Raw genomic sequence first — 23,412 nt, forward strand, 5'->3', positions numbered from 1 at the left:
AGACCCCACAGCTCGCTGGGTGGATTAGCACCCCAGGAATTCATTGAACTAGACGGAAACACTAAGACGCAAATGGCATTAAGCTCGGGGTAAGGTCAACGGCGAGGAAGATAACAGATTTACGAAGGAATCATTCACCAAGTATCAAGGTATGGTCGGGCACAAGACGAAGAAACGAGCGGTGCACGAGTTATTTAAGAGTATAAAAGACGACCCCGAACTCCAAACCGCTCATTTATTCACCGAGGCCGACCGACTAGCTGAACGGATGGATGACGACTTCGTACTCAAATATTTTATTGAACCTTTCGCGCGCTACCATTTCTACACGACCAAAGTGGACGGACTCGGTGCCGCCTACGAAGTCTTGGGGAAGCTGTCTGGCAAAGACGTTAAAGTGGGGCAGTTCTTCACTCCAGAGAATGTAGTCAGTTTCATGGTAAAACTCGCAGATTTATCTTCGACCGATAAGGCATTAGACCCAGCGTGCGGCACGGCCAGATTTCTCACCTATGCGATGGAAGATATGCTCATCAAAGCTTCAGGAGCCAATATAGATGCTCAAATGGCGACGATTAAGGCTACCCAATTATACGGCACAGACGATGATTTGAATGTAGCAAAATTGGCAAAAATGAACATGTATATTCATGGGGACGGGAAGACAAATATTCAAGACCGTGACGGTCTCTTGTTATCAGAGATGGATGGGACAATAGACGTGATTTTGACGAATCCCCCTTTGGGAGAGTTGACCTATACCAAAGATACCTACAATGAAGAATTCAGGCTCAAGCACATGGAGGTAATTCCCCGAAAGAATGTGACAACCGACAAACTCGCAAAATATGAAGCCAGGTTGGGGGAACTTCAATCTATGGAGACTTCTCCGGCTCGGCAAAAAAGTATCCAAAAGCTATTGTCCAATATCGCTGAATGCAAATTCGCAATCAAAAATGGAACATCAGTATTTGTGACGACGGGCAACCAAATGAAGGGGGGGGCGTTATTCTTGAATGCTACCAAACACTACCTCAAGCCCACAAGAGACGCGAGCGCTTTACCTGAGTGGCGTGGAGGGAAACTGCTGATAATTCTGGATGAGGGCGTGCTGAACACTGACAATTATGAACGGGTAAGGCAGTTTGTCCGAAAATATTTTTATATCAAAGCCGTCATCTCACTTTCACGAGATACCTTCGTGCCAGTTTCCAATACTAGCACCAAGACATCAATTCTATATGCTATAAAAAAAGAGGATACCGACGCCACTCAGCAAGAACCTGTATTCTACGCTCATGCGGAACGAGTAGGTATCAACACCAAACGTCGGATATGCCCTAATGACCTTATGGGCCCAACAGGTTATGACATACTTTCTAAATTCCACGTGTTCAATAAAGCTGTATTGAGTTCATATGACGGTCTGCACTTTAATCCGAAGAAATTCAATCCCCACATGCAGGAACATACCTGATGAACGAGTTATCATACCCTGTTTATATAAGGTTCCCCGATGAGTTGGGGAACCGGATAAGCTATGGAGACAACCATCCTGAGAGACAAGCATTCTATGCAAAATTAGAGACCGCTAAACGCAAAGGGTTTAGTTTGGGACGCGTTGATTTTGCCACACAGCTTGTTGATGATGAGGTAAACCCCTCTAAGGAATACCCTGAAACCGCCTTCCGATATTTAGGGCTTGAAGGTATCCAACCAAACACTGGCAAAGCTGTATATGAATTCAAGATGGGCAAAGATATACATAGCGTTTCAAAACGTCTCCATCTAGGTGACATCGTTTTTTCAGGTTTGAGGCCATATTTGAATAAATGTCATATAGTTGACGTTCAAGAATCGTTGGGGTCAACCGAACTTTTCGTGATGGTTCCAGACGAAGACAAAGTTATCCCCGGATTCTTGCTTAGGTATCTACTCAGTGACATGGTATTACAGCAGACAAAATGGATTTTGACAGGCTCCAGCTATCCACGACTGGACAACGAAGACTTCAAAGGTCTAACTCTGGTTCTCCCAACGAAGGCTAATCAGAAAGTAATTTTGGCTAAAATATTGCCATTAGAGAAGCAAATAGCTGATAAAGAAGCGGAGGCAAAGCAACTGACCGAAGAGGCCAGTATGATAATATTGGAGGAGTTAGGGCTGCCTATGCCTGCCGAAGAAGCGAGAACCTATTTCTTTAAGGCCGGGGGAGAACCGACTTCCTTGTGGTTCTCGGTTCCTTCAACTGAACTCGAAGACCGACTACATTACTTATTCTATCACCCGAAATATTCTTATCTGAATAAATTAAATAAAAAATACAAAACTTGCCTACTTGGGTCGGCTTGTCGCGAGCTTGTATGTATGGGAGAACAAGTAAAGGAAGACGAAAACGGGACTGAAGTTTTGTTAAAGACCGTTAATCTAAAAAATGACTACATAGATTTTGAGAACGCCACCGCAATATCAAAAGAGACCTTTGAGGCAAATACCAGCGCACAAGCCCACAAAGGAGACATTCTTCTTGCCGCTACAGGGTATGGCTCAATGGGCAAGGTCGATATTTACGAGAGAGAGACACCAGCGTTAATTGACGGCCAAATCTCTATCCTACGTTTGAATGATGACTATGACCCTTATTTCATAACGTACTTATTACGTTCCCATTTTGGGCAATTACAGATAGAGAAATGGTGGATTGGGTCATCGGGTCAGATTCATTTGCCACCGGGTGACATAGAAAAGTTCGTTACGGTATCTTGTGAAAGTTTATCACGCGACGAACAAGGGCAAATCGCTGGTCGAATCACTCAAAAAATAAGTAAAGCACACGAACTGGGTGCGGAAGCAACAGCAAGGCGTGAAGAAGTCAACCGAGTATTTGAACAATTAGTGCTCGGTACTGATATTGCTTGAGGCTTAGGGAGTAAAACGCATTCCACTTCGACCTGACTAAGAACAAACTGACTTTTGAGGCAACTCCCTGACTTTTAGGGCAAGTGGCAGTTATGAGGCAAAGCCCGTCGAGGGAGAGGGAAATTAGATTACCCATCCCCTCAATCTTCGTTTCGTTTATATCAACGCGGGTTTTTCAAGCGTAAATCAAATTCCTTTCAATTTCTCCTTTCGACAGTGCTCAGGGCAGGCTCTTTTCCAAAGGCGGAGATTGATATAGCCCTCCCCCCAGATGCTTCGGCCATCCCTCATGGCCTCCAGCATGACAATCTGTGGAGACGGGATTGCCGCGCTCGTTTCACTCGCTCGCAATGACACGGGGGGAAAAAGGCTTGACTATAGTCGCAGACTGGAATATGTTATAGCGGTCTGTACATTCTCCGCTTCCGCCTGTAAAACATCATGAATTCAAACCTTTCAGAATTTTTGTGGCTGGCTCCGGGGGCATATCTCCTGGGGTCTCTGCCCTTTTCCGTATGGCTGGGACGGCTATTCCTCAAGAAAGATATTCGCGCCTATGGCGACCACAACCCGGGCGCGGCCAACGTCTTCCGCGCCGGCAACCCCGTGCTGGGCATGGCGGCGGTCCTGCTCGACGTCGGTAAGGGCGTTCCCTTCGTGGTGCTGGCCGGATGGCTCGACCTTAGCCAGACAGCGGCGGTGACCGTCGGCCTGGCCGCCATCCTGGGACATGCTTTTTCACCCTGGCTGCGTTTTCACGGCGGCAAGAGCGTGGCCGTCACTTTCGGCGTGCTCATCGGCCTGTGGCATCCTGCCTGGCTCTTCCCTTTTTGCTTCGCCGCCCTGATAGGGCTGCTGCTGTGGGAAAGCCATGCCTGGATTATGCTTCTCGCGCCAGCGGAGACGATTGTTTTCATGCTTTTGACGCGCGCCGGATTCTTGCCAGTGATTTTCATGCTCTGCGTGCAGGCCCTTTTCACCTACAAATACGCCAGCGATATCGACGGACCGCCGCGCCTGCGGGCTGCACTGCGTGAAAGGCTGATGCCCAGGCGGCAGGCCTGAGATGAATAAGGCACGATGATTTATCAGGTGGCTATCGCCCTGCTGCTGTCTCTCGCGCTGCTCAACCTGGCGCTCAACATGCGGAGCCTCAAGGTTCCCAGACGCAATGCCACAGTACCGCACCCGGCGCCGCTGGTATCCATTATCGTGCCGGCGCGTAATGAGGAAGCCAATATCGGCCCCTGCCTGGCTTCTTTAATAAAGCAGGACTATCCCAATTTCGAGATAATAGTGCTTGATGACAATTCAGAAGACGCCACCGCCGCAGTGGTCAGGCTCCTGTCAGAGGGCAACAGCCGAGTGCATCTGATTGACGGAGAGCCCCTTCCCGCCGGCTGGGCCGGCAAACCGCACGCCTGTTTGCAGGCAGCCCGGCAGGCCGGAGGCGAATGGCTGCTCTTCACCGATGCCGACACTATACATTCTCCCGACATGCTGCGCCGCACCCTGGCGCTGGCGGTGGAGACGCGCGTCGCCCTGCTCTCCGGTTTTCCGCGGCAACTGACGGAGCCCCTGTCGCAGAAAATAGCCATACCTATGATATACTTCATCATCCTGAGCCTGGCTCCTTTATGGTGGCTGCACCGCTCGTCCAGGCCGGTAGCCTCGGTCGCCATCGGCCAGTTCCTGCTCTTTACCAGGGAAGCCTACTGGGGCATAGGCGGACACGAAGCGGTAAAAAAGCGCATCACCGAAGACCTGTACCTGGGAGCGGAAATAGCCAAAAAGGGAGGGCGGCACCTGGCGGTGGACCTCTCCGACCTGGTTAGTTGCCGCATGTACAGCAGCTTCAGCGCCGTATGGGACGGCCTGACCCGCGCAATCTACGCCGTATCTTCCATATCTCTGGCGGGGCTGGCGGGCTTGCTGATTCTGGGATACATCAGTTTTCTGGCCCCCTTCTACTGGCTATGGAAAATGGCGTTCGATTCTGCTTTCCCGCCGGTCTGGGGACCGTTGGTAATTTTCCAGGTGGCGCTGCTCTTTATCATGCGGCGCTGGGTGGATGCGCGCTTCAAGGAATCACTCCTTTCCACCATACTCTTTCCCCTGGGGATAACCTTTATCATCGCCGTGGCCATCAACGGGATGGCGCGGCAGCTTGCAGGGACGGGGGTCTCATGGAAGAACAGGGTCTACGATAAGGGCTCGTCGGTATAATAAAACCAGCGGACTGTCTGATGTCCACTTTCAGAGCCAATCTCAAAATTTTCTTCCAGCCACTGGCTGCCCCCAGGGTGATGCTCTTCTTCCCGGCGATACTCTTCAAACTCATCTCATCCGCGCTTTCGACGGCTGCCTACGCCCTTCACAGCGGTTCCCTGACAGTCGCCGGCATGGTGTTCTGGGTCGTCTGGATGTCTACGCTTTTCCTCATTGCCCTGCCGCAGACCGACCGCCTGCTGGCAGGTTTAGCCCGCTGGCTCAAGCCGCTTTCTATAACGCTGCTTGTGGTTCTTGTGGTTGTAGGCGTGCTTGAGTATGCTGCTGCGGCAGCTACGAGCACAGGGATTTCTCTACCGAATGTCGTCGGCCACCGGACGTCAGAGTTACTTACAGCGCAGAACATCAACCTGACCTACAACGACGCCACCGCCCTGTGCCACCAGGCCATCGATAACCTGTTTGAAGGCAAGAATCCCTACGCTGAGGCCAATATCGTTACCGCCAACCTGCGCTTTAATATTGACGCCGACCCCTGGCTCAAGACCACCCCCATACGAGTCGGGCGCTTCGCAGACGATTTCCCCTACCCCGGCGACGAGGAACTCAAGTCCGTTTGGTATGAGGCTGCGCTATCGCCCGAGATTGTGCCGCCGGAATTCGAGACCAAGCTGAACTATCCGGCCGGGAGTTTTTTGCTGGCAGCCCCGTTCGTCTGGTTGGGAATAGAGGACCTGCGCTGGGTTTACCTGCTGGCCATTATAGCGGGGCTCGCTTTTGCCGTCGTGAAGTCCCCTGTTAACATGCGTCTATGGCTGGTAGGGGCGGCGCTCGCCAGCCTGGAGATTTGGCAATCGATAGCCAGCGGCGAGACTGGAACGCTTATTTTCCCCTTCCTGCTGGGGGCATGGCTGCTCTGGCGCAAAAAGCTCTGGCTTTCGGCGGTCTGCATGGGGGTGGCTATAGCCACCAAACAGATAGCCTGGTTTTTCATGCTGTTTTACCTGATTCTTATTGCCCGGACCCTCGGATGGAAAAAGGCATCAGTGGTCATTTTAATCTCCGGTGGGGTTTTCCTGGCCTTTAACGCGGTTTTTATCCTGCAGGACCCCGGCCTGTGGCTGAGTTCGGTGCTGGCGCCCATGATAGACAAGTTCTTCCCCATGGGGGTGGGACCGGTGGGGCTGGTGGTCAGCGGGTATATTCAAACTCAGTCGTCGCTGGTTTTCAGCCTCGTGGAGATAACGGCTTTGACTCTCGCTCTGACCTGGTACTGGCGTAACTGTTTGCGCTATCCGCACACGGGCATCATCCTGGCCGTCGTCCCGCTTTTCTTCGCCTGGCGCAGTTCCTGGTGGTATTTCTTCTACTTCGACATAATACTGCTGGCGATAATAATTATCGGAGACTACAGCAAAAAAGTCCAGATAGAGCCAGCTCCAAAATCAGCTTCATAAGGCCTTTATTAAAACGATGCGGTCTATTCCCGGGCCGGAATAGTCCTTGACGCTGGCGGAGATTTCCATACCCAGCCTCCTGTGAAAGGCGACTGATGCCACGTTGTCCGGACTGGTGATGGCCTTTATCGTCTGGCAGCCCTTCTTACGGGCATAATCAGCAAAATGTTCAAACAGCTGGCACCCCAGCCCATGCCTGCGGTGCGATTGCCTGACGGCAACAAGGTGAATATACGCCAGGGGGCCGGTCTGTGAGAGAAACCCGAAAAGGTAAGCCAGCACTCTGCCGTTTTCTTTAACGACGTAAGCCGTGTTGCCGAACTCATAGAGGAACATGGGATGGTGCAGGCAGGCAGTACGCCGGCTGCCCCAGAAATCTTCAACATCGTTAATAATCTGGTCGAAATCTCCCTTGTCGCAATTGGTGATGAGCATCGCGCACCCCTCTTTGTTGGGAACAGGATTATGCTCCCGAAAAAACATCCTCTTTCGATATCTATGTAAGTTTAATTAAGCAGTGTCTTGCGTGCGATGGACCAGACGGTGTCGAGCAGCACCGGGCGCCCGGGCGAAATATTGCGGAACCATGACTGCCACGCAGTATAGACCTCGTGGTTGATGAACATGAGCTGATTTTGCAGGCTCTCGCTGATGTCTTTGTTCCTGTATTGCGTGATGTCGAAAGTGTCTATCAACCCGCAATGTTTGCTCACCGGGGCGATGAAAGCGTTGTAGTCCTCGCGGAAAAAGGACTGCATGTACATGATGATGATGCCGTCCAGCGTCACATGCAGCAGCGGGCTGAGACGCTCGGCCAGCGCCGCATCCATCAGTTTGCTCTTCTCGACATACTCTTTGAGGAAGATATTGACCGGTTTCTGCGCCTCGCCGTAGCTTACGATGGTACCTCCGCGCGTTTTAATGTCCTGGCGGAAGGCCTGAATGTAGGAGCGGTGAAAGAGGTCGAATTCCTCGCGTGAGCTGACCGATTTTAGCCTGAGGGCGAATCTGAAACTCAGTTCCTGGAATTTGGGGAAAAACTGGCGCTCGAGACGTTTCTCCAGCCTGGAAAGAATGACCGAGCCGATCTGCGCGCCTTTTTTCGTCTCTTCCTTTTCGCGCTCCAGACACTTCTGGATGAGTGTTTCGTAATGGTTCATGCGTAGGCTCAATTATACCCTACTGCCCGTTTTTATTCCGCTCCCGAAACGCGACCGGCAATCTACTGACTGAATCAAAATATTCACCAGAGGAAACAGGATTACTCGCGGAATCAAAGGAAGCGCTGAAAGCAGATGACGGACTGGCGCTCACGAATACGACATGGGTATCGCAGGAACAGATATTCGAACTATGCGCAAAGTCCCTTTTCAATGGCGAAGCGTATCATCTCGTTGGTATTTTTTAGTTTGAGCTTGTCCAGGATGCGCGAGCGGTAAGTGCTGACGGTCTTGGCGCTCAGACTGAGTTCCTCGGCGGCCTTTTTAACGGTCATTCCCTGGGATATGAGGCGCATCACCTGAAACTCGCGGTCGGACAGAATGTCGTGGGCCGGCCTCTCGCTCTCGCGTTCCATCTCGGCAGCCAACCTCTCGGCCAGCGCCGGGCTTACGTACCTGCGCCCGGAGGTAATGCGCTTGATGGCGGTCATCAGCTCATCCGGAGCGCTATCCTTGGTGAGGTAGCCGGCGGCGCCGGCTTTGAGCGCCCGTATGGCGTACTGTTCCTCTGGATAGATGCTCAAAACCAGTACTTTCTGTTCAGGTTTGAGATGTTTGAGTTCTTTGAGCACATCCAGGCCATTTCCCGGCATGGAGATGTCCAAAAGAATAATGTCGAAGTCCTGAGTCTGTACCTTTTCCAGAACTTCGTGACCGGTGCAGGCCTCGTCGGTGACCTCCGCGTTGGGGATTTCAGCCAGAACTCCTCTGAGCCCGATACGCACTATGGGGTGGTCATCCGCGATAAGTATCCTTACCATTGATATCCTCCTTCTTGCGCAGGGGTATTTCCGCGGTGATAACGGTACCTCTGTTAGGTCGCCCGGTTATTTCCACATCCCCGCCAAGAGCGCGAGCCTTTTCTTTTATGCCGATGAGTCCGAAAGCTTTGGCATCGTTAATCTCGCTGTGTTTGATGCCCAGACCGTTATCCTCCACGGTCAGCCGGATGCGCACGGGGAATTGTCTAAGCTCCACCATTATCTGACTGGCCTTTGAGTGTCTCACGGCATTGGTTATGGCTTCCTGAAAGATGCGGAAGAGCGCCACCGCCGTGTCCGCGTCAGGTGTGACGTCCGGCGGGCTGGAAACAAACCGGCAATCTACTCCGGTGACGTCTTTTATCTGTTTCACCTGCCACTCGATGGCTGCCGAGAGTCCCAGGTTGTCCAGTACATGAGGCCTGAGCTCGGCCGATATGCGCTTGACCGACTGGATGGTCATATCCACAGTCTGGCGCATGGAACTTGCCCTTTTTTGCATGTTCTCCTGCTCGGCGGGAATGCGCTTGGCCAGCCACACCACATCCATTTTAAGAGCCGTCAAGAGCTGCCCCAGCTCGTCATGTATCTCGACGGCGATGCGTTTGCGCTCCTCTTCCCTGACCAGCTCCACATGCTCCAGCAGGCCGCGTATGCGCTGGCGGGATTTTTTAAGGTCCTTTTCAACCCTTTTTCTGCGGGTAATGTCCTTTATCGAGGCGATGCGCCGGGTGCCGCCGGGGATCCGGTTGACCGTGACTATCACGTTTTTAATGCGCTTGTTGCGGGCGACGAAGCGCAACTCAAAACCATTCGGAATGCGCGAAGGGTCGCTGCTAATCTCTCGTGAGTATTCCAGGGCCAGCGGCAGGTCCGCCGCTGGAATAAATTCCGTCCATTTCTTCTTGCCTTCAATCTCTGCCTTAGAATATCCCGAGAGCTTTTCAAACTCCGTGTTGACGAGAACAATGGTGGCATCTTCTTCAGCCAGGGAGGTAGCCGTCCCGGTATTTTCGAAAAGGGTGCGGTAGAGTTCCTCGGATTCTCGCAGGGCTCGTTCGGCTTTTTTGGTTTCGGTTACATCGTGGAAATTCCAGATCCTGCCGTATCTCTTTCCGTCAGCCCCGGTAATAGGCGCGCTGTAACGCTCGATGACCTTCCCGTTTATCAGCTCAACTTCGTCCCTGATTTTTTCCGTGGGGTCGTTTGCCAGGCGCAATACCTTGTCATGGAACTGCTGGGAATCTTTGGTCCGGGCGGAAACCACCGGTAAGCCTGGCCCGGCACCCGGTTGGTTCTTTGCTCTCTGCGGTATGCCCCAGATACGGTCGACACTGCTATTTTGAATAAGCCGGTTACCCTCGGGGTCAACCACCATGATGCCGTCTAACGAGGAATCGAGATGTGCCTGAAAAATGATTGTTTGTTTCTTTAATTCTTTTTCGGCCTTTTTACGCTCGGAAATATCCCGGATATACGCCACATTGGCGCGCTGGCCGCGGTACATGGTGAAGGCGCTAGTGAGTTCTACCGGGATGATAGCACCATCCCTGCGTACTATATTTATCTCGAACAGTCCAGGCAGCGTTTTGCCTGACATTTTTATGCGGTGGCGTTCCATGGAGGCTACGCGTTCAGCGGGAATTACCAAATCGAAGAAAGACATGCTCAGCAGCTCGTTTTTGTCGTAGCCGGTAATGCGCGGCCACTCGTCGCTGACAAAGGTCTGTAACGCCTCGATGCCACTTTCGTCCTGCAGCATGACGACGGCCTCGCCCACCTCCGTCCCCAGGTTGATGAGCGCCTTGTAGCGTTCCTCGGATTCAAGCAGCTGCGCCTGCATCTGGCGGCGCATGGTGATGTCGCGGAATGTTTCGATGATGCCGGCCGTTTCTCCTTCAGGACCATGAAACGGTATGGCCGTAACAAGACATGGCACGGTGCTGCCGTCGCTCCTGGCGCGCTCTATCTCAACCCTGACGGACTCTTCCCCGCCGAGTATCCGCGCCATGCGGCACTCGCCGGTATGACAAGCAACGCTGGGGAAGATTTCATAGCATTTCCTGCCGACTACTTGCTCGGCACTGACGCCCGACATCTCGGCAAGGGCTCTATTGATGGCCTTAATACTGTAGTCTTTGTTGACGATGCGTATGCCGTGCGTCACCAGGTCCAGAACGCATTCTAACTCGGCGCGCGCCCCGCGCAACGCTTCCTCAGCCTGTTGCAGTTTTTGCCGTAATAGCTCGGCTCCTTCACCTGAGGAATTTTCAGCGGGCATTGTCGAAGAGGCATTTTCTCTGGCGGTCAAATCCACCTCCGCGCTACGGTATGAAATGTCAGCAGTTGCGCCATCATGCTATAACTCTTGACGTTCGCTGTCAATTCCCGCGAGGATGGCGGAGTGATATAATGCACTCCAGACTCCTGAAGAGGTGATAAAATGCCCTATAATCCGCAGCGCCGCACCGCGATCATTTGTTGGGTAATTACCGCTCTGTTTATCTTTGCCATATTCGCGCCTTCTATCTTCGGCATGGACGGTATGAACGGCGGCTTTGCCGTTTCTTTTCTCAGCCTGGTCGCCGCCATTACCTCACTGGTGGTTGCTATCATGTACCAGGGGCGCGCCGGCGCCCTCGACCGCATTCTCAAAGGAGAAAATCTGCTGGCGCACTGGAAATACAGCCTTGCCGAGTGGCAGAGCTACGCTGAAAAAGAATACGCCACGGAAAAGAGAGAGAAGCGCAACCTGTTTTACCTGGTGGCGGTAATATCCCTGGTGGTGGGGGTCGGCTTCACCATTGCGCAACCCGACAGCGGCTGGGTGGTGCTGTGGGTTTTGGGCGGGCTGGTGGTACTTATCGCATTTGTGGCTTTTTCAACCACGCGCTACAACTACTGGATGAATAAAAAATACAGGGGCGAGGCATACATAACCCCCGACGGCGTCTATCTCAACCGTATGCTTCACCTGTGGCGCGGCTGGGGGGCCAGCCTGGAGGACGTTTCCTATAACGAAAGCGAGAAGTTCTTGGCTTTTCAGTACTCCACGCCCAACCGCAACGGCCGCTCCGATTATACGCTGCGCGTGCCGGTGCCCGCCGGCAAAGAGGAAGAAGCCCGCCAGGTGCTGGCGAGCTTCCAAAAAGAGGGTAATATCTGATTGAAGTGCTGTTGAGAGGCCATCCGAGCGGATGTAGAGCATGGTAGTGGTTTACAGAGAGCTACTGGAAATTGATACGAGATGCTGATGCCGAGAGAGCAGGATGTTGAAATCACGCACAAAAGCAAGTGGCAACGGGCGGATTTGGACCACCGACCACATCCGATATTTCTACATAAACGCACGGTGAAATTTTAGTGTATAGTATTTATCAACACTGAAAAGGAGGATAAATCTATGGTGAAAGTTCAGACATTTGCATCGGAAATTAAGATATTTCACACCGTGCATGAGCTCAACCAACTCGATGATCTGGTAAACAAGTTTATCTCAGAGAATAAGATTAAAAAGGTGATTTCCGTAAGCGATACCTGCACCACGGACGATACCGGCTCGACGATAGGTGTAATCCGGGTTCTCGCTTATGAGGAAAGTTGATAAAAAATAGTGGCGACGGGTGGATTTGGACCACCGTCCATGATACCTTTATTCTTTAGTCACCCCCAAGGCAGTGTATTTATCGTGTTCTTGCAGATGAGCCCGCAAATCAAGGGCTATTTTGAGGGCAATTAAGATTATCAACCCGACCACTGGCGAACCCAGCATCGCCACGAAGAAACCCCCGAAGATGATGGTAAGGTGCAGGATAACCACCCGGCTGTAAGGTTGCTGCATCACCTCGTTGAGAGTGCTCAGTTTGTATTCACCTCGCTGTATGTAATTCAGGAATAGCGATACGCCGTGACTGGCGAGTAATGCCAGCACCGCCCACGGCAACTGGTAGCTTACAATTCTCTGCCACAGTGTCTCCGTACCCTGCTCGCCAAAGCCGGCTCCAAATACCGTTATCACAAAAATACCGTGGACTAGGGTGAACATCCCGTAATGAATACAGAAAAAGGAGACCATCGCCAACTTGGCCACCCCGCCAGATTTAACACGAGGGACTAGCAGCATTTTGATGACGGTGTAAAAACCGATGACGATGTTTTCCATCCAGAAGAGGAGTAAAAGATAAAAGGCATTCCACCCCAGAAAAAGCACCCCGACCAGTGGATACAGATTGGCCGCGCATAAGGCCAAAACCGAGGGTTTGAGGAGGCTGGCCCTTCCAAAACGAAAATCGAATGAACGCAGCAAGTGTTTCTTCATCGGTTTTTCAAAAAAGAAGTGGCGACGGGTGGATTTGGACCACCGACCAAGACCTTTCCCCAGCAGTCTGTGTGTTTATCAGTTCGCGGTGGTTGTGGTACAACAGGGAGGCAGCGCATCAGCGTTGTTATCAGGCGTTCCACCGCTTCCACAACAGTTATTGCTCTTGGCTGAAACCGCGAAAAAGACAAACAGGCCAAGAATCCCGGCAATAACGCAACCTGCAACGATCGTTAAAATCGTTTTAACCATTTTCCCTCCCATTGCGACTTAATATTAATCAATGGGGAAACATAAATCAAATATTGGACTTCTCTTGTTCGACTTGCGCGAGACGATAGTCTGGACGAAGGGGAAGGTCAATAGGGATGTGACACAAGTTTTAGATATATATTATCAGCTTAAGTTTAGCTTAGAATCGAGCAACTGATGGAAGAGAATTGCTATTTAACACTAACCTATACTATGGGACATAACAAATTCAGGTGGTACAATATAAAGTAGTAAAAAAACGAGAGGCGATATGGATGAAACTGAAAGACTAGCTCGAATGGCTAAATATGCTGAGGAGAGCTGGGGTTCTCAAAACTATTATCACAGGTTGTCAACGCTAACGATGATTGGGGAGCAGGGTGGTTATAGCTTTGTAGAATGGGATAAACTTCCAGCCCAGGTTAAACAAAAGCTGGTGGATTTAATATCGCCTCTTAGTAAGTTAAAGAGGCGATTAATCGTCACTGCTCCCCCGCTCTATGTCTGGCAATTGCTTGACGATGATACCAAACTGATTGACTCACCATTGGGTACTGAAGATTATAGTGAGGCTAGATGGATAGAGCTTAAGAAAATGTTCAAAGTGTCTGAAGCAAAACAGACAATTACATCGCTGAGCAAAGAAGGAGCACAAGTTGGAGCAGTATTTCTTTCCAACTTGGATAAGTTTCTTGCTCAGAATTGGAAACAGCTTCGATGCAGCGACATTTGTAATATATATTATCAATTCTGTGATGAACTCAAAATGTTCCGAGGTACTTCAACAAACTTTACTGGGTTATCGGAATTATTAGTATTTCGGTTCCTAATACATCAACTAGGTGGCTCATTTAAAAAGCAAGATATTAATAAAGACATAGCAGAATTTACGAATAGCAATTTGCGAATCCAGCAAGGTTTTAAACTACCAGGAATGACGTTTAGGCCTGATATCACAATATGGAAATTAGACAAACTAATTGGTGTAATTCAAATCAAGGCTTATCTCTCCAATGGCTTCAAGACCTTCAAAAGCGAGATGGACATTTTCAACAGGATTCAGGAGGTGTATCCCTATCAATTCGGAAAACTCATGTTGATTTATAATACAGCTTCCAAACCCAAACAGTTAGGCAAAGAACCATACATAAACTATCCATTCATATATTTACAAGATGAAGATAGATTGTTTTGCGAAACCCTTAAGCCCTGCATTCCGAATCTTCCCTGATTACAGAGGGTTATCCAGAGGATAGGGGAATTAATGGTGGCGACGGGTGGATTTGGACCACCGACCAAGGGCTTATGAGTCCCCTGCTCTACCACTGAGCTACGTCGCCACGCAGTAGAATATTCTATAGTCCATCAGTACCTGTGTCAACTTTCGGATTTCATTTCGACCCTCCGTTTAAGGTAGAATAGTGCCGCAGTATTCAGCCGGACTGGAGAGTATGAAAAGCACAAACCGCCTTCTGGTCATTGCCGCTATTTTTGTCACCTGCCTCATCACCGCCAACATCATCGCCGTCAAGATCATCGGTTTCGGGCAGGTCGTCCTGCCCGCCGCCATCATCGTCTTTCCTTTAAGCTATATTTTCGGCGACATTCTCACCGAGGTCTATGGCTACCGCTGGGCGCGGCGCATAATCTGGCTGGGTTTCGCCTGCAACCTCATTTTCGTGTTATTCGCCTGGCTGGGAGGGCTGCTGCCCGCCGCCCCGTTCTGGGGAGGGCAGGCCTCGTATCAAGCCATCCTGGGTTACACCCCGCGCCTGCTGCTGGCCTCTTTTTCGGGCTACCTGCTGGGAGAGTTCGCCAATTCGTTTATCATGGCACGCATGAAGCTCGCCACGCGAGGCCGCTGGCTGTGGACGCGCACCATCGCCTCGACCATCGTCGGCGAAGGGCTGGACACGGCCGTTTTCATCACCATCGCCTTCATAGCCACGCCTTCTTTTACGCCCATGCTCATTGTCTATCACTGGAGCGCCAAGGTGCTCATAGAAGTGCTGGCTACACCCCTCACATACAAGGCTGTGGCATACCTCAAGCGCAAAGAGGGCATCGATACCTACGACGAAAAGACCAGCTTCAATCCTTTTTCTTTCTAGAGGAGGGATATGAAAATCCGCTTTCTGGGAGCGCATAACACCGAAACGAGCGGCAGCGGGCTGCTGTGCCTGTTGCTGGATGAGTCTGTTGCCCTGGATGCCGGATGCTTGACGTCTAAGCTGTCTCTCAAGCAGCAGCTCGCCCTGAAGGCCGTTCTGTTCACTCACGGACACTACGACCACATCCGCGACCTTCCCATGCTGGCTATGAACTGTTTTCTAAACGAGGGTGTGGTCCACGCCTACGGCTCTCAGGCGGTAAAAGATGCGCTGGCCGAGCATATCCTCAACGGTCAGATTTATTCGCGCTTCTTCGAGCGGCCTGTGCTGGATTTCCATACAATCGAGCCGTACCGTACTTTCATTATTGACCGCTACGAGGTGACGCCGGTTCCAGTAAACCATTCCGTTCCTTCAACTGGTTATCAGGTAAAATCCGCAGGCAGAAGCTTCTTCTACACCGGAGACACCGGCCCGGGGTTGTCGGAATGCTGGAGCCGCATATCACCTGATCTGCTGATCATCGAGGTCACCGCTTCTAACCGTTTCAGCGAATTCGGGCGCGAGTCCAAACACCTCACACCCGAACTACTTAAAGAGGAGCTTATCAGCTTCCGCGAAATCCGGGGATATCTGCCGAAAGTAATTACCGTGCACATGAATCCCTCGCTGGAGGCTGACATTTCTGGCGAGTTGAAAGAAGTTGCCCGCGCGCTCGGCTGCGACATCTCGCTGGCGCGTGAAGGGCTGGAAATTAAGGTTTAACTACCCGACGAAATACTAAATTCTAATTTCTAAATACTAAATAAAATCAAAGTTCAAAAATCCGGAAATCTGGCAGTTTTAACATTTAGTCATTCGGATTTATTTAGAATTTGGTGCTTGGTGCTTAGTATTTGATCAGGTTTTGGTGCTGAGGATTTGACCTGGCCGCCTCAAAACGCTCCTCCTATATATGCTAAAATACCTAAGATGAGAACAAACCCGAGGAAATGTAATTGTCAAAGAGGCTGCTGACCCTGGCCGGCGTCCTTGCCGTCATCTTAACTTTTGGGGTGGCGGGTTACATGCTGATTGAGGGCTGGAATTTCCTGGACGCCCTCTACATGACTGTCATCACGGTCGCCACGGTGGGTTTCGCCGAAGTGCACCCGCTGGACAGCGCCGGGCGCATTTTCACCATATTCCTTATAGTCGGAGGGTCCGGGGGCGTTGTCTATACCCTGACCACCCTCGTGCAGTTCGTCATGGAGGGCCAGTTGGGCAGCGCGTTGTGGAGGCGCAATATGAAAAACCGCATCAACCATCTCAAAAACCATCTTATCCTGTGTGGCTACGGGCGAGTGGGGCAGGAGATCGCCCGCATACTGGCTGACGAAAAAGCCGAATTTGTCATTGTGGACAAGAGCCGCGAGGCCATCACACAGGCTGAACTGGACAACCACCTGTATATCATGGCCGATGCCGCCAGCGACGAAGCTTTGAAAGAAGCCGGCATAGAGCGCGCCAGGGGGCTCATAGTGGCGCTGGGCAACGACGCCGACAGCACCTATGTGACACTTTCTGCCCGCCAGCTCAATCCTAAAATATTTATCGAGGCGCGCGTTTCCGCCCCCGAAGCCGAAGGCAAGCTCAAGAGGGCCGGAGCCGACCGCATCATTTCGCCCTATTCCATCGGAGCCCGGCGCATGGCCATGCTGGCGCTGCAACCCGAGGTGGCTGATTTTATCGACATAGTCTCGTTCAAGGGGCACGAGTTGCACCTGGAAAACCTGACGGTGGGAAGCGGCTCGCCACTGGCGGATAAAAATGTGGGCGAAGCCCGCCAACGCAGCAAAGCAGTTGTGCTGGCGATCAACAGAAACAGCGGGCAACTGGTGGCCAACCCGCCGGATGCGGAGAAGATACAGGCCGGCGACGGCCTGATAGCAATGGGCACCAGGGATGAATTGCGCGCCATGGAGGGTATTTGTGAAAGCTGCAAACTCGAAGAATAAAAATAAGACCAGGGTCGGCATCGTCAACGTGACGGGATACGCCGGAGTGGAACTGGCGCGATTATTGAGCCGCCATCCGGGCGTCGAGCTGGTTTCCCTGAGCGGCAGGAGCGCCGCAGGTAAAAAACTGGGCGAGGTATTTCCACACCTGGCGGACCTGGACCTGAAAATAACCGCCGAGCTCGGAGAGGTGGATTTCGCCTTTTCGGCCCTGCCGCACAAGGAGAGCGCCCCGGTGGTAGCCAAACTTATCGCCGGCGGCGTGAAGGTGGTGGATATCAGCGCGGATTTCCGCCTCAGGGACGCCGCTCTTTACCAGGAGTGGTATAACTTCAGCCACCCGGCGAAGCAACTGCTTAAAGAGGCGGTCTACGGCCTGCCCGAGCTGTACCGTAAAGACATCGCCAGAGCGCGCCTGGTAGCCAACCCGGGCTGTTACCCCACCAGCGCCATACTCGCCTTAGCTCCGGTTATGAAGGCGGGCTTAATCGGCAGCCACGTCATCATCGACAGCAAGTCCGGCATTTCGGGTTCGGGGCGCTCACTGAACCTTTCCACTCACTATGCGGAGGCTAACGAGGATGTCACGGCCTATGCCCTGGAAGGCCATCGCCACCTGCCGGAAATGGAGCAGGAGCTGGCGCGCTTCATGCATGGAGCCCGGCCTGTGTTGACCTTCGTGCCGCACCTCATCCCCATGACGCGCGGCATATTGACGACGGCCTATGCCCCGCTTTCCGGCAGGCTGGAAGCCAGCAAGGACGGCATGGCAGAACTCAAGGTGCTTTTCCAGGATTTCTATAAGGATGAGCCCTTCGTGCGCATTTCACCGGCGCCGCCGCACTCCAAGCACACCTGGGGCTCCAATATGTGCCTCATTCATCCGACCATAGACGTGAGGAGCGGGCGCGTAATAGTCATCAGCGCCATCGATAACCTGGTCAAGGGAGCGGCGGGGCAGGCCGTCCAGAACATGAATATCATGCTTGGACTGCCAGAAACGATGGGGCTGGAGGCGGCAGCCGTCTATCCGTAAATTCAAGCACGAAGCACTAAAGCCGAAATACGAAACAATGACCAAAACCCTAATGTTTAAAACATTGGAATTTTGCTAATTCGAATTTGTTTCGTGCTTCGATATTCGAATTTCGGATTTATTCGTTAACTTGTTTAACTGTCAGAGAGCGCTCAAGGCAAGTCCGCCTGCACTCTTCCTCGAACTTGAGTGTAACCCTGTAGGCTTCTGCTAGAGTCTTCCCTACGGCAAAGCTGCCGTGCCCCTTTACCATCACCAGCGGACAGTTCTTAAGTTCCCTTGCGATTTCTGCAGCCAGAACGCCCGCAACAATCTCATTACTCATACCGACGATGGCAACCTTACCCTGCAATTCTAGCTTTTTATCAGCCAGCGACAGCGTGACGGCGCAGGGCGGGTGGGCATGAACAATGGCGCAGGCAGACGTCCCGATATAGATAGCCCGGTGTACGGGCAGTTCCCAGGACGCTAACGGTGTGGCGGTATCGTCCGTGCGGATGCCGGTTTCGATAAGGTCGTCGGAGGTCAAAGCTGAGAGGATGCTGTCATGCCTGGTAATAATAAGGCGGTCTTTAAGGCGGATGCTCAGATTGCCGCTGGCGCCGCTGACAAGGCCGTTGTCCGCCAGCGCCCGGCCCGCGGCCTGAAACTCCGGCAGGTACACGTCAGCCTACCCGGCGGAGAACGCCGATGACGCGTCCCTGGATTTCCACGTTGGAGGCCGGGACTAAAATGGGCTTCATGGTGGAGTTCGCGGGTTGCAGGCGCACGCGCGCCCCTTCGGCATAGAACTTTTTGAGGGTGGCCTCTTTTTCGGCCTTCAGCCAGACGGCTGCCATGTCGCCGTTATCCACCGTATTGACATAACGCATCAAGACGATGTCGCCGTCGTTGATGAGAGCATCAACCATCGAGTTGCCTTTAACGCGCAGGGCATAGACATTTTCCTGCCCTCTGACCAGGTAATCCGGCGCGTCAACTGTTTCTGCGCCGGACGCGGTATCCCAACTATCGTTGTCAGGTACGGGGATAGGGATACCGGCGGCGATGGTGCCTATGACAGGCACGGCCTGGCGACGTTTGCCGGACATGGACTTGGGTAATTCGATACCGCGCGAGACCTCACGATGGCGGCGGATATATCCCTTCTTCTCCAGGATTTTAAGGTTGTAGTCGGCCACCGAGGTGGAGCTAAGACTACAACCGGCAACTATGTCGCGGATGCTGGGCGGATATCCGTGGTCGCGCCAGAAGACGTTGATATAATCGACCATACACTGCTGCCTGGTCGAAATTTCCGCCGGTTTCTTCAATATCTTCGCCATAACGAACGCCTGTTCTATAATATAAGCGCAAGGGAGTATTATTGTCAAGAGGAGAACTGTTGTATATAAATAAAACGCCCTAAATAGTTGTGATTATCTTTAGAAAAAGAAAAACTGGACTGATTTCTCAGCCCAGTCAGTGACAATCTAAAAACAGAGTAATTATTTCTTGGTGGCAACGGCTTTGTTGAGTTTCTTCGTCAGCCGGCTCTTTTTGCGGGCGGCAGCATTGGCGTGAATGATGCCCGCGCCAGCGGCCTTGTCCAGCGAGCTGGCAGCCGCTTTTACGTCCGCCTGGGCGGATTCTTCACCCTTACTCACGGCGCTCTCCGCCTTGTGAACGATGGTCTTGGTAAGACTGCGCATGGACTTATTGCGTTCCTGCCTGGCCCCAGCCACGCGGATTTCTTTTGTTGCGGATTTGGTATTGGCCAAGTATGTCCCTCCTTAGACTTAACAAGTCATTATACACCAAAGCTGTGAGATTGACAAAACCGCTTGAAACCAAGAAACTATGATATGCTTCTATATAATCGCAACAAAAGAGGCTACGGGTAAATAAAGAATCGCAGACTTGGTTAAAAGGTCTCAAAGTCTTTCAATGCCGTAGCGATTTCCACACGCCAAACAAAAAAGAGAGGGGGCATTGCCTCTCTCTTTAGTCCAGGTTCGAAATCGGTCTGCATCACGCGCCCATAACGCTGTAGCCGCAGTCAACATATAGCACCTGGCCGGTGATAGCTGCCGCCCCGTCTGAGGCGAGGAAAGCCGCGGTTGCCCCGATTTCCTCCAGCAGCACGTTGCGCTTTAGCGGAGCGTGGGCCGCATGATGTTCCATCATAGCATGGAAATCGCTGATGCCACGCCCGGCTAGCGTGTTGACAGGCCCTGCGCTGATACAGTTAACCCGTATCTTCTTCGGCCCCAGGCAGGCCGCCAGATATCGAGTCGAGGATTCGAGAGCAGCCTTGGCCACTCCCATGACGTTATAGTGCGGCATCACTTTTTCAGCCCCGTAAAAACTTAAGGCCACAATGCTGCCGCCATCCTGCATCAGAGGCACAGCGCCTCGTGCCAGCGCCACCAGAGAATAGGCACTGACGTCAAGCGCGATTTGGAAAGCCTCACGGCTGGTGTTCACGAACTCGTCGTCCAGCGCTTCGCGGGGGGCGTAAGCCACCGCATGCAGCAGGAGGTCGAGGCGTCCGAATTTTTCCTGCATTAACTGGAAAACGGAGGCGATGTCTTCATCACTGGTTACATCGCAAGGTAAGACGACAGAGTTGGTGCCCAGCGTCTCGACCAGTTCTTCTACTTTCGTCTTGAATCGTTCTCCCTGATATGTGAAAACGAGTGTGGCTCCCTCACTGTGCCATGCCTGAGCCACTCCCCAGGCGATGGAGTTTTTGTTGGCAACCCCGAATATCAGACCTATTTTCCCTTCTAACTGTGCCATAAAGTCTCCCAAGTAATTTTATGTATCCTACCATTTTACCAGCGCCCTTTGTCAAATGTCGTATTCGACTGTACCCTGGTTCTGCCATATTGCTTGACGGGAATGTCTCTGCTATCCTTTAGCCTTAACATGGGTGTCAACAGCAACAGTTCCAGTTCAACCGGCTTTCGCCAGCGTGATTATTTCAAAATAACGCTCCTCGTTTTCGCCATAACCGCGTTGTGGCAGAGCCTACACGGCTTCATCCTGCCCGTGCGCATACTCGATTTCGTGCCCGAAGGGCAGAAGAATACCTATCTGGGGCTCATCACCTTCACCGGGTTGATTCTCGGCATGTTTGCCCAGCCTATCGCCGGCGCCGTTTCAGACCGCTCACATTTCACCTGGGGACGACGCCGTCCTTTCATTCTTTTCGGGATGAGCGCAGTAATCCTCCTGCTCTTAGTGATTGGAGCAGCCCCGATTTACGCCGTCCTCTTCGCCGGTTACTGCCTGATGCAGGTGGCCTCCAATAGCGCCCAGGGGCCGTACCAGGCTTTCATACCCGAGCTCGTGCCGCCGGGAAAACGGGGGTTGGCCTCCGGTGTAAAAAACCTGCTGGAGATACTGGGCGGGGTGGCTTTCGCGGGCATCAGTTCGGTGTTGATAGGACATTACAGCAACGGCCAGGGCAGGTACTGGCTGTGGCTCAACCTGGGACTTATCGGTATCGTCCTGGCGCTGGCGACAATCGCCACCATCGCCTGGATAAAAGAAAAGCCGCCAGACATCTCCACGGAGAAGAAGCCTTTCTGGGCCAGTGCCTTCGAAGTTTTCCGCGTCGATCTGAAGCACCACCGCCCCTTCGTATGGTTTCTGGTCTCGCGCCTGCTGGTTTTCGCGGCTTTCACCACCATCCAGCAATTCGCTCTTTATTTTTTCAAAGACGTGGTGGGTGTGGCCGACCCGGCGGCGGCGAGTTTCCGCTTTCTCATAGTTTCGGTCGCCGGCATGCTGATAGCCGCCTATCCGTCAGGCTGGCTTTCCGACCACATCGGGCGCAAGCCCATCGCTATCGGAGCGGCGCTACTGGGAGCGCTGGCCGTTCTCCTGATATTGTTTCTGCCTAAAGAGGTCAACGTGCTGCTACTGCCGGCCGCCCTCATAGGTGTTGCGCTGGGGGCCTTCTCCAGCACCAACTGGGCGCTGGCCACCGACCTGGTGGTCAAAGGAGAGGAGGCGCGCTATCTGGGGCTGGCCAACATGGCGACTGCCGGCGGCGGTGCGCTGGCGCGGCTCATCGGTCCGGTGATGGATTTGGCTAATAACCGGGTGGCCAATCTCGGATACAGCGTGATGTTGCTTGCCTGCACGGCATACCTGGTCGCCGGGGCGTTAATTCTCGTGAAGGTCAAGACGAAACAGAGCTAACTCCGCCTCGTGTCGTTGCCAATGCCGGGGCGCTCTGTTATACTTTGGAGTTGTCCTGCCCCCATCGTCTAGTGGCCTAGGACAGCGGCCTTTCAAGCCGTCAACAGGGATTCGAATTCCCTTGGGGGCATTCTAAATTCCACTGCCTTCCCCCACTACATCTAATTACGCTTTCTTCGCTTCATTCTCCACCATACTACTAAGACGATAATAAGAACCACCGCGATAATACTTCCTATCAACCACCAAATGCCTGTCGTCGGCGTTGTTGTGGTCGTGGTAGTTATAAACCGTCCGATAACGGCAAACGCGGTGAAGTGGTCTACCTGAACAGTAATAGTGTGGTTAACGGTATCGACAATACCTCCAAGAATTATCCACTGACCCTCGGACACGCTGTAGTAGGCTATCACCAGGCTTGTCTCGGAGACTCCCGAGGCTAATTTTGTCGGATCATAGCTAAGAGTCATCGTAATGGGTGAGCTGAAGCGAGCGCCGGAAGGCCCGAATTCATACAAACCTGAAATGATGTTTTCTCCTGTCGGTGGTGGAGCGGGTGGTCCCGATATCTGTGTCACAGTTATCAAGCTAAGCGGCTGACCAGCAGACGTTGTTCCGATTATTCCGGCAGGTATATTAATGGTTATATTGTTGTCCGCAGAACTCAGTGTAACCGGCCCGATGAATTGACCACCTGCGTTGACATTACCGCTCACATCAACGGACCCTGTCCCGGTTACAGTAGTGGTCGGCGGCGGGACGGTAGTGGTGTTGTCTACGGTGAAGGTGGCCCCGCTGGTCGGCGCCGCCGTGATGCCGTTACCGGCCAGATCGGTACCCGCACTCAGCGCTATGGTCGCCGTCCCGTCTCCCGCACCTACCACGTAGACGTAGTAGTAGTGCGTCGAGTCCGCCTTCGTC

At 52.5% G+C, this 23,412-nt stretch carries 23 protein-coding genes and 2 tRNA genes; 14 read left to right on the forward strand and 11 right to left on the reverse strand.

Annotated elements, in window-relative coordinates:
• The first annotated feature begins 151 nt into the window (after nucleotides 1-151).
• From C4542_03315 to C4542_03335, 5 genes are all read left to right on the forward strand, one after another.
• Complete coding sequence (locus tag C4542_03315) at nucleotides 152-1,477, forward strand: hypothetical protein (protein ID RJO62529.1); 1,326 nt, start codon at nucleotides 152-154, stop codon at nucleotides 1,475-1,477.
• Entirely contained in the window at nucleotides 1,477-2,919 is a 1,443-nt protein-coding gene (locus C4542_03320) for a restriction endonuclease subunit S (GenBank protein RJO62530.1), read from the forward strand. Before C4542_03315 ends, C4542_03320 begins: the two co-directional genes overlap by 1 nt.
• A gap of 441 nt (nucleotides 2,920-3,360) precedes the next feature.
• Complete coding sequence (locus tag C4542_03325) at nucleotides 3,361-3,984, forward strand: glycerol-3-phosphate acyltransferase (protein ID RJO62531.1); 624 nt, start codon at nucleotides 3,361-3,363, stop codon at nucleotides 3,982-3,984.
• A gap of 15 nt (nucleotides 3,985-3,999) precedes the next feature.
• Nucleotides 4,000-5,145, forward strand: coding sequence for a glycosyltransferase (locus tag C4542_03330; GenBank protein ID RJO62532.1), 1,146 nt, complete (start codon nucleotides 4,000-4,002; stop codon nucleotides 5,143-5,145).
• 20 nt (nucleotides 5,146-5,165) lie between these two features.
• A complete protein-coding gene (locus C4542_03335; protein ID RJO62533.1) occupies nucleotides 5,166-6,605 on the forward strand; it encodes a DUF2029 domain-containing protein in 1,440 nt (479 codons plus the stop codon).
• On the opposite strand, the gene C4542_03340 is transcribed toward C4542_03335, so the two are convergent.
• The 4 genes from C4542_03340 to C4542_03355 all read right to left on the reverse strand — a co-directional run bounded on the left by C4542_03340 (nucleotide 6,600) and on the right by C4542_03355 (nucleotide 10,897).
• A complete protein-coding gene (locus tag C4542_03340) occupies nucleotides 6,600-7,088 on the reverse strand; it encodes a GNAT family N-acetyltransferase (GenBank protein RJO62534.1) in 489 nt (162 codons plus the stop codon). The genes C4542_03335 and C4542_03340 overlap by 6 nt on opposite strands.
• A gap of 23 nt (nucleotides 7,089-7,111) precedes the next feature.
• A complete protein-coding gene (locus tag C4542_03345) occupies nucleotides 7,112-7,765 on the reverse strand; it encodes a hypothetical protein (GenBank protein RJO62535.1) in 654 nt (217 codons plus the stop codon).
• 191 nt (nucleotides 7,766-7,956) lie between these two features.
• Nucleotides 7,957-8,586, reverse strand: coding sequence for a DNA-binding response regulator (locus tag C4542_03350; protein ID RJO62536.1), 630 nt, complete (start codon nucleotides 8,584-8,586; stop codon nucleotides 7,957-7,959).
• A complete protein-coding gene (locus tag C4542_03355) occupies nucleotides 8,561-10,897 on the reverse strand; it encodes a PAS domain S-box protein (GenBank protein ID RJO62537.1) in 2,337 nt (778 codons plus the stop codon). Before C4542_03355 ends, C4542_03350 begins: the two co-directional genes overlap by 26 nt.
• Before the next feature lie 132 nt (nucleotides 10,898-11,029).
• Here C4542_03355 and C4542_03360 point away from each other — a divergent pair, with 132 nt between their 5' ends.
• Nucleotides 11,030-11,752 carry a hypothetical protein gene (locus C4542_03360; GenBank protein ID RJO62538.1) on the forward strand — a complete coding sequence of 241 codons (723 nt, stop codon included), beginning with the start codon at nucleotides 11,030-11,032 and terminating at the stop codon, nucleotides 11,750-11,752.
• Between the two features lie 237 nt (nucleotides 11,753-11,989).
• Nucleotides 11,990-12,190 (forward strand): hypothetical protein, encoded by a 201-nt coding sequence (locus tag C4542_03365; GenBank protein RJO62539.1) that lies wholly within the window; start codon nucleotides 11,990-11,992, stop codon nucleotides 12,188-12,190.
• A gap of 48 nt (nucleotides 12,191-12,238) precedes the next feature.
• Here the strand turns inward: C4542_03365 and C4542_03370 are convergent, their stop codons facing one another.
• Nucleotides 12,239-12,904, reverse strand: a complete 666-nt coding sequence (locus tag C4542_03370; protein ID RJO62540.1) for a hypothetical protein — start codon at nucleotides 12,902-12,904, stop codon at nucleotides 12,239-12,241.
• 523 nt (nucleotides 12,905-13,427) lie between these two features.
• On the opposite strand from C4542_03370, the gene C4542_03375 reads away from it, so the two are divergent.
• On the forward strand, nucleotides 13,428-14,387 hold the full coding sequence (locus tag C4542_03375) for a hypothetical protein (GenBank protein RJO62541.1): 960 nt from the start codon (nucleotides 13,428-13,430) through the stop codon (nucleotides 14,385-14,387).
• Between the two features lie 34 nt (nucleotides 14,388-14,421).
• Here the strand turns inward: C4542_03375 and C4542_03380 are convergent.
• Nucleotides 14,422-14,496: transfer RNA gene (locus tag C4542_03380), tRNA-Met, on the reverse strand.
• 111 nt (nucleotides 14,497-14,607) lie between these two features.
• Here C4542_03380 and C4542_03385 point away from each other — a divergent pair.
• From C4542_03385 to C4542_03400, 4 genes are all read left to right on the forward strand, one after another.
• Nucleotides 14,608-15,267, forward strand: coding sequence for a VUT family protein (locus C4542_03385; GenBank protein ID RJO62542.1), 660 nt, complete (start codon nucleotides 14,608-14,610; stop codon nucleotides 15,265-15,267).
• 9 nt (nucleotides 15,268-15,276) lie between these two features.
• Nucleotides 15,277-16,032, forward strand: a complete 756-nt coding sequence (locus tag C4542_03390; GenBank protein RJO62543.1) for an MBL fold metallo-hydrolase — start codon at nucleotides 15,277-15,279, stop codon at nucleotides 16,030-16,032.
• A gap of 233 nt (nucleotides 16,033-16,265) precedes the next feature.
• Nucleotides 16,266-17,264: a potassium channel protein gene (locus C4542_03395; protein ID RJO62544.1), complete on the forward strand. Its 999-nt coding sequence runs from the start codon at nucleotides 16,266-16,268 to the stop codon at nucleotides 17,262-17,264.
• Complete coding sequence (locus C4542_03400) at nucleotides 17,212-18,300, forward strand: N-acetyl-gamma-glutamyl-phosphate reductase (GenBank protein ID RJO62545.1); 1,089 nt, start codon at nucleotides 17,212-17,214, stop codon at nucleotides 18,298-18,300. The genes C4542_03395 and C4542_03400 overlap by 53 nt, the downstream gene beginning before the upstream one ends.
• Before the next feature lie 118 nt (nucleotides 18,301-18,418).
• Here the strand turns inward: C4542_03400 and C4542_03405 are convergent, their stop codons facing one another.
• The 4 genes from C4542_03405 to C4542_03420 form a co-directional block, all read right to left on the reverse strand.
• On the reverse strand, nucleotides 18,419-18,964 hold the full coding sequence (locus C4542_03405; protein ID RJO62546.1) for a fuculose phosphate aldolase: 546 nt from the start codon (nucleotides 18,962-18,964) through the stop codon (nucleotides 18,419-18,421).
• A 1-nt stretch (nucleotide 18,965) separates the two neighbouring features.
• Complete coding sequence (lexA, locus tag C4542_03410) at nucleotides 18,966-19,625, reverse strand: repressor LexA (GenBank protein ID RJO62547.1); 660 nt, start codon at nucleotides 19,623-19,625, stop codon at nucleotides 18,966-18,968.
• Between the two features lie 162 nt (nucleotides 19,626-19,787).
• Nucleotides 19,788-20,060: a 30S ribosomal protein S20 gene (locus tag C4542_03415; protein RJO62548.1), complete on the reverse strand. Its 273-nt coding sequence runs from the start codon at nucleotides 20,058-20,060 to the stop codon at nucleotides 19,788-19,790.
• A 250-nt stretch (nucleotides 20,061-20,310) separates the two neighbouring features.
• Entirely contained in the window at nucleotides 20,311-21,081 is a 771-nt protein-coding gene (locus C4542_03420; GenBank protein ID RJO62549.1) for an enoyl-ACP reductase, read from the reverse strand.
• A gap of 102 nt (nucleotides 21,082-21,183) precedes the next feature.
• Here C4542_03420 and C4542_03425 point away from each other — a divergent pair, with 102 nt between their 5' ends.
• Together C4542_03425 and C4542_03430 are read left to right on the forward strand one after the other, a co-directional pair.
• The gene (locus C4542_03425) at nucleotides 21,184-22,491 is read left to right on the forward strand and encodes an MFS transporter (GenBank protein RJO62550.1); all 1,308 of its coding nucleotides are present in this window, start codon (nucleotides 21,184-21,186) and stop codon (nucleotides 22,489-22,491) included.
• A gap of 57 nt (nucleotides 22,492-22,548) precedes the next feature.
• Nucleotides 22,549-22,621, forward strand: a tRNA-Glu gene (locus tag C4542_03430).
• A gap of 31 nt (nucleotides 22,622-22,652) precedes the next feature.
• On the opposite strand, the gene C4542_03435 is transcribed toward C4542_03430, so the two are convergent.
• Nucleotides 22,653-23,375, reverse strand: a complete 723-nt coding sequence (locus C4542_03435) for a hypothetical protein (GenBank protein RJO62551.1) — start codon at nucleotides 23,373-23,375, stop codon at nucleotides 22,653-22,655.
• Nucleotides 23,376-23,412: the final 37 nt, after the last annotated feature.

This window comes from Dehalococcoidia bacterium, assembly GCA_003597995.1.
Taxonomy (GTDB): domain Bacteria; phylum Chloroflexota; class Dehalococcoidia; order Dehalococcoidales; family UBA1222; genus SURF-27.

Bases quoted from the DNA above. Each gene is read 5' to 3' on its own strand.
- C4542_03315 (RJO62529.1), top strand. From the start codon at position 152: ATGGTCGGGCACAAGACGAAGAAACGAGCGGTGCACGAGTTATTTAAG.
- C4542_03320 (RJO62530.1), top strand. From the start codon at position 1,477: ATGAACGAGTTATCATACCCTGTTTATATAAGGTTCCCCGATGAGTTG.
- C4542_03325 (RJO62531.1), top strand. From the start codon at position 3,361: ATGAATTCAAACCTTTCAGAATTTTTGTGGCTGGCTCCGGGGGCATAT.
- C4542_03330 (RJO62532.1), top strand. From the start codon at position 4,000: ATGATTTATCAGGTGGCTATCGCCCTGCTGCTGTCTCTCGCGCTGCTC.
- C4542_03335 (RJO62533.1), top strand. From the start codon at position 5,166: ATGTCCACTTTCAGAGCCAATCTCAAAATTTTCTTCCAGCCACTGGCT.
- C4542_03340 (RJO62534.1), bottom strand. From the start codon at position 7,088: ATGTTTTTTCGGGAGCATAATCCTGTTCCCAACAAAGAGGGGTGCGCG.
- C4542_03345 (RJO62535.1), bottom strand. From the start codon at position 7,765: ATGAACCATTACGAAACACTCATCCAGAAGTGTCTGGAGCGCGAAAAG.
- C4542_03350 (RJO62536.1), bottom strand. From the start codon at position 8,586: ATGGTAAGGATACTTATCGCGGATGACCACCCCATAGTGCGTATCGGG.
- C4542_03360 (RJO62538.1), top strand. From the start codon at position 11,030: ATGCCCTATAATCCGCAGCGCCGCACCGCGATCATTTGTTGGGTAATT.
- C4542_03365 (RJO62539.1), top strand. From the start codon at position 11,990: ATGGTGAAAGTTCAGACATTTGCATCGGAAATTAAGATATTTCACACC.
- C4542_03370 (RJO62540.1), bottom strand. From the start codon at position 12,904: ATGAAGAAACACTTGCTGCGTTCATTCGATTTTCGTTTTGGAAGGGCC.
- C4542_03375 (RJO62541.1), top strand. From the start codon at position 13,428: ATGGATGAAACTGAAAGACTAGCTCGAATGGCTAAATATGCTGAGGAG.
- C4542_03385 (RJO62542.1), top strand. From the start codon at position 14,608: ATGAAAAGCACAAACCGCCTTCTGGTCATTGCCGCTATTTTTGTCACC.
- C4542_03390 (RJO62543.1), top strand. From the start codon at position 15,277: ATGAAAATCCGCTTTCTGGGAGCGCATAACACCGAAACGAGCGGCAGC.
- C4542_03400 (RJO62545.1), top strand. From the start codon at position 17,212: ATGAATTGCGCGCCATGGAGGGTATTTGTGAAAGCTGCAAACTCGAAG.
- lexA (RJO62547.1), bottom strand. From the start codon at position 19,625: ATGGCGAAGATATTGAAGAAACCGGCGGAAATTTCGACCAGGCAGCAG.
- C4542_03420 (RJO62549.1), bottom strand. From the start codon at position 21,081: ATGGCACAGTTAGAAGGGAAAATAGGTCTGATATTCGGGGTTGCCAAC.
- C4542_03425 (RJO62550.1), top strand. From the start codon at position 21,184: ATGTCTCTGCTATCCTTTAGCCTTAACATGGGTGTCAACAGCAACAGT.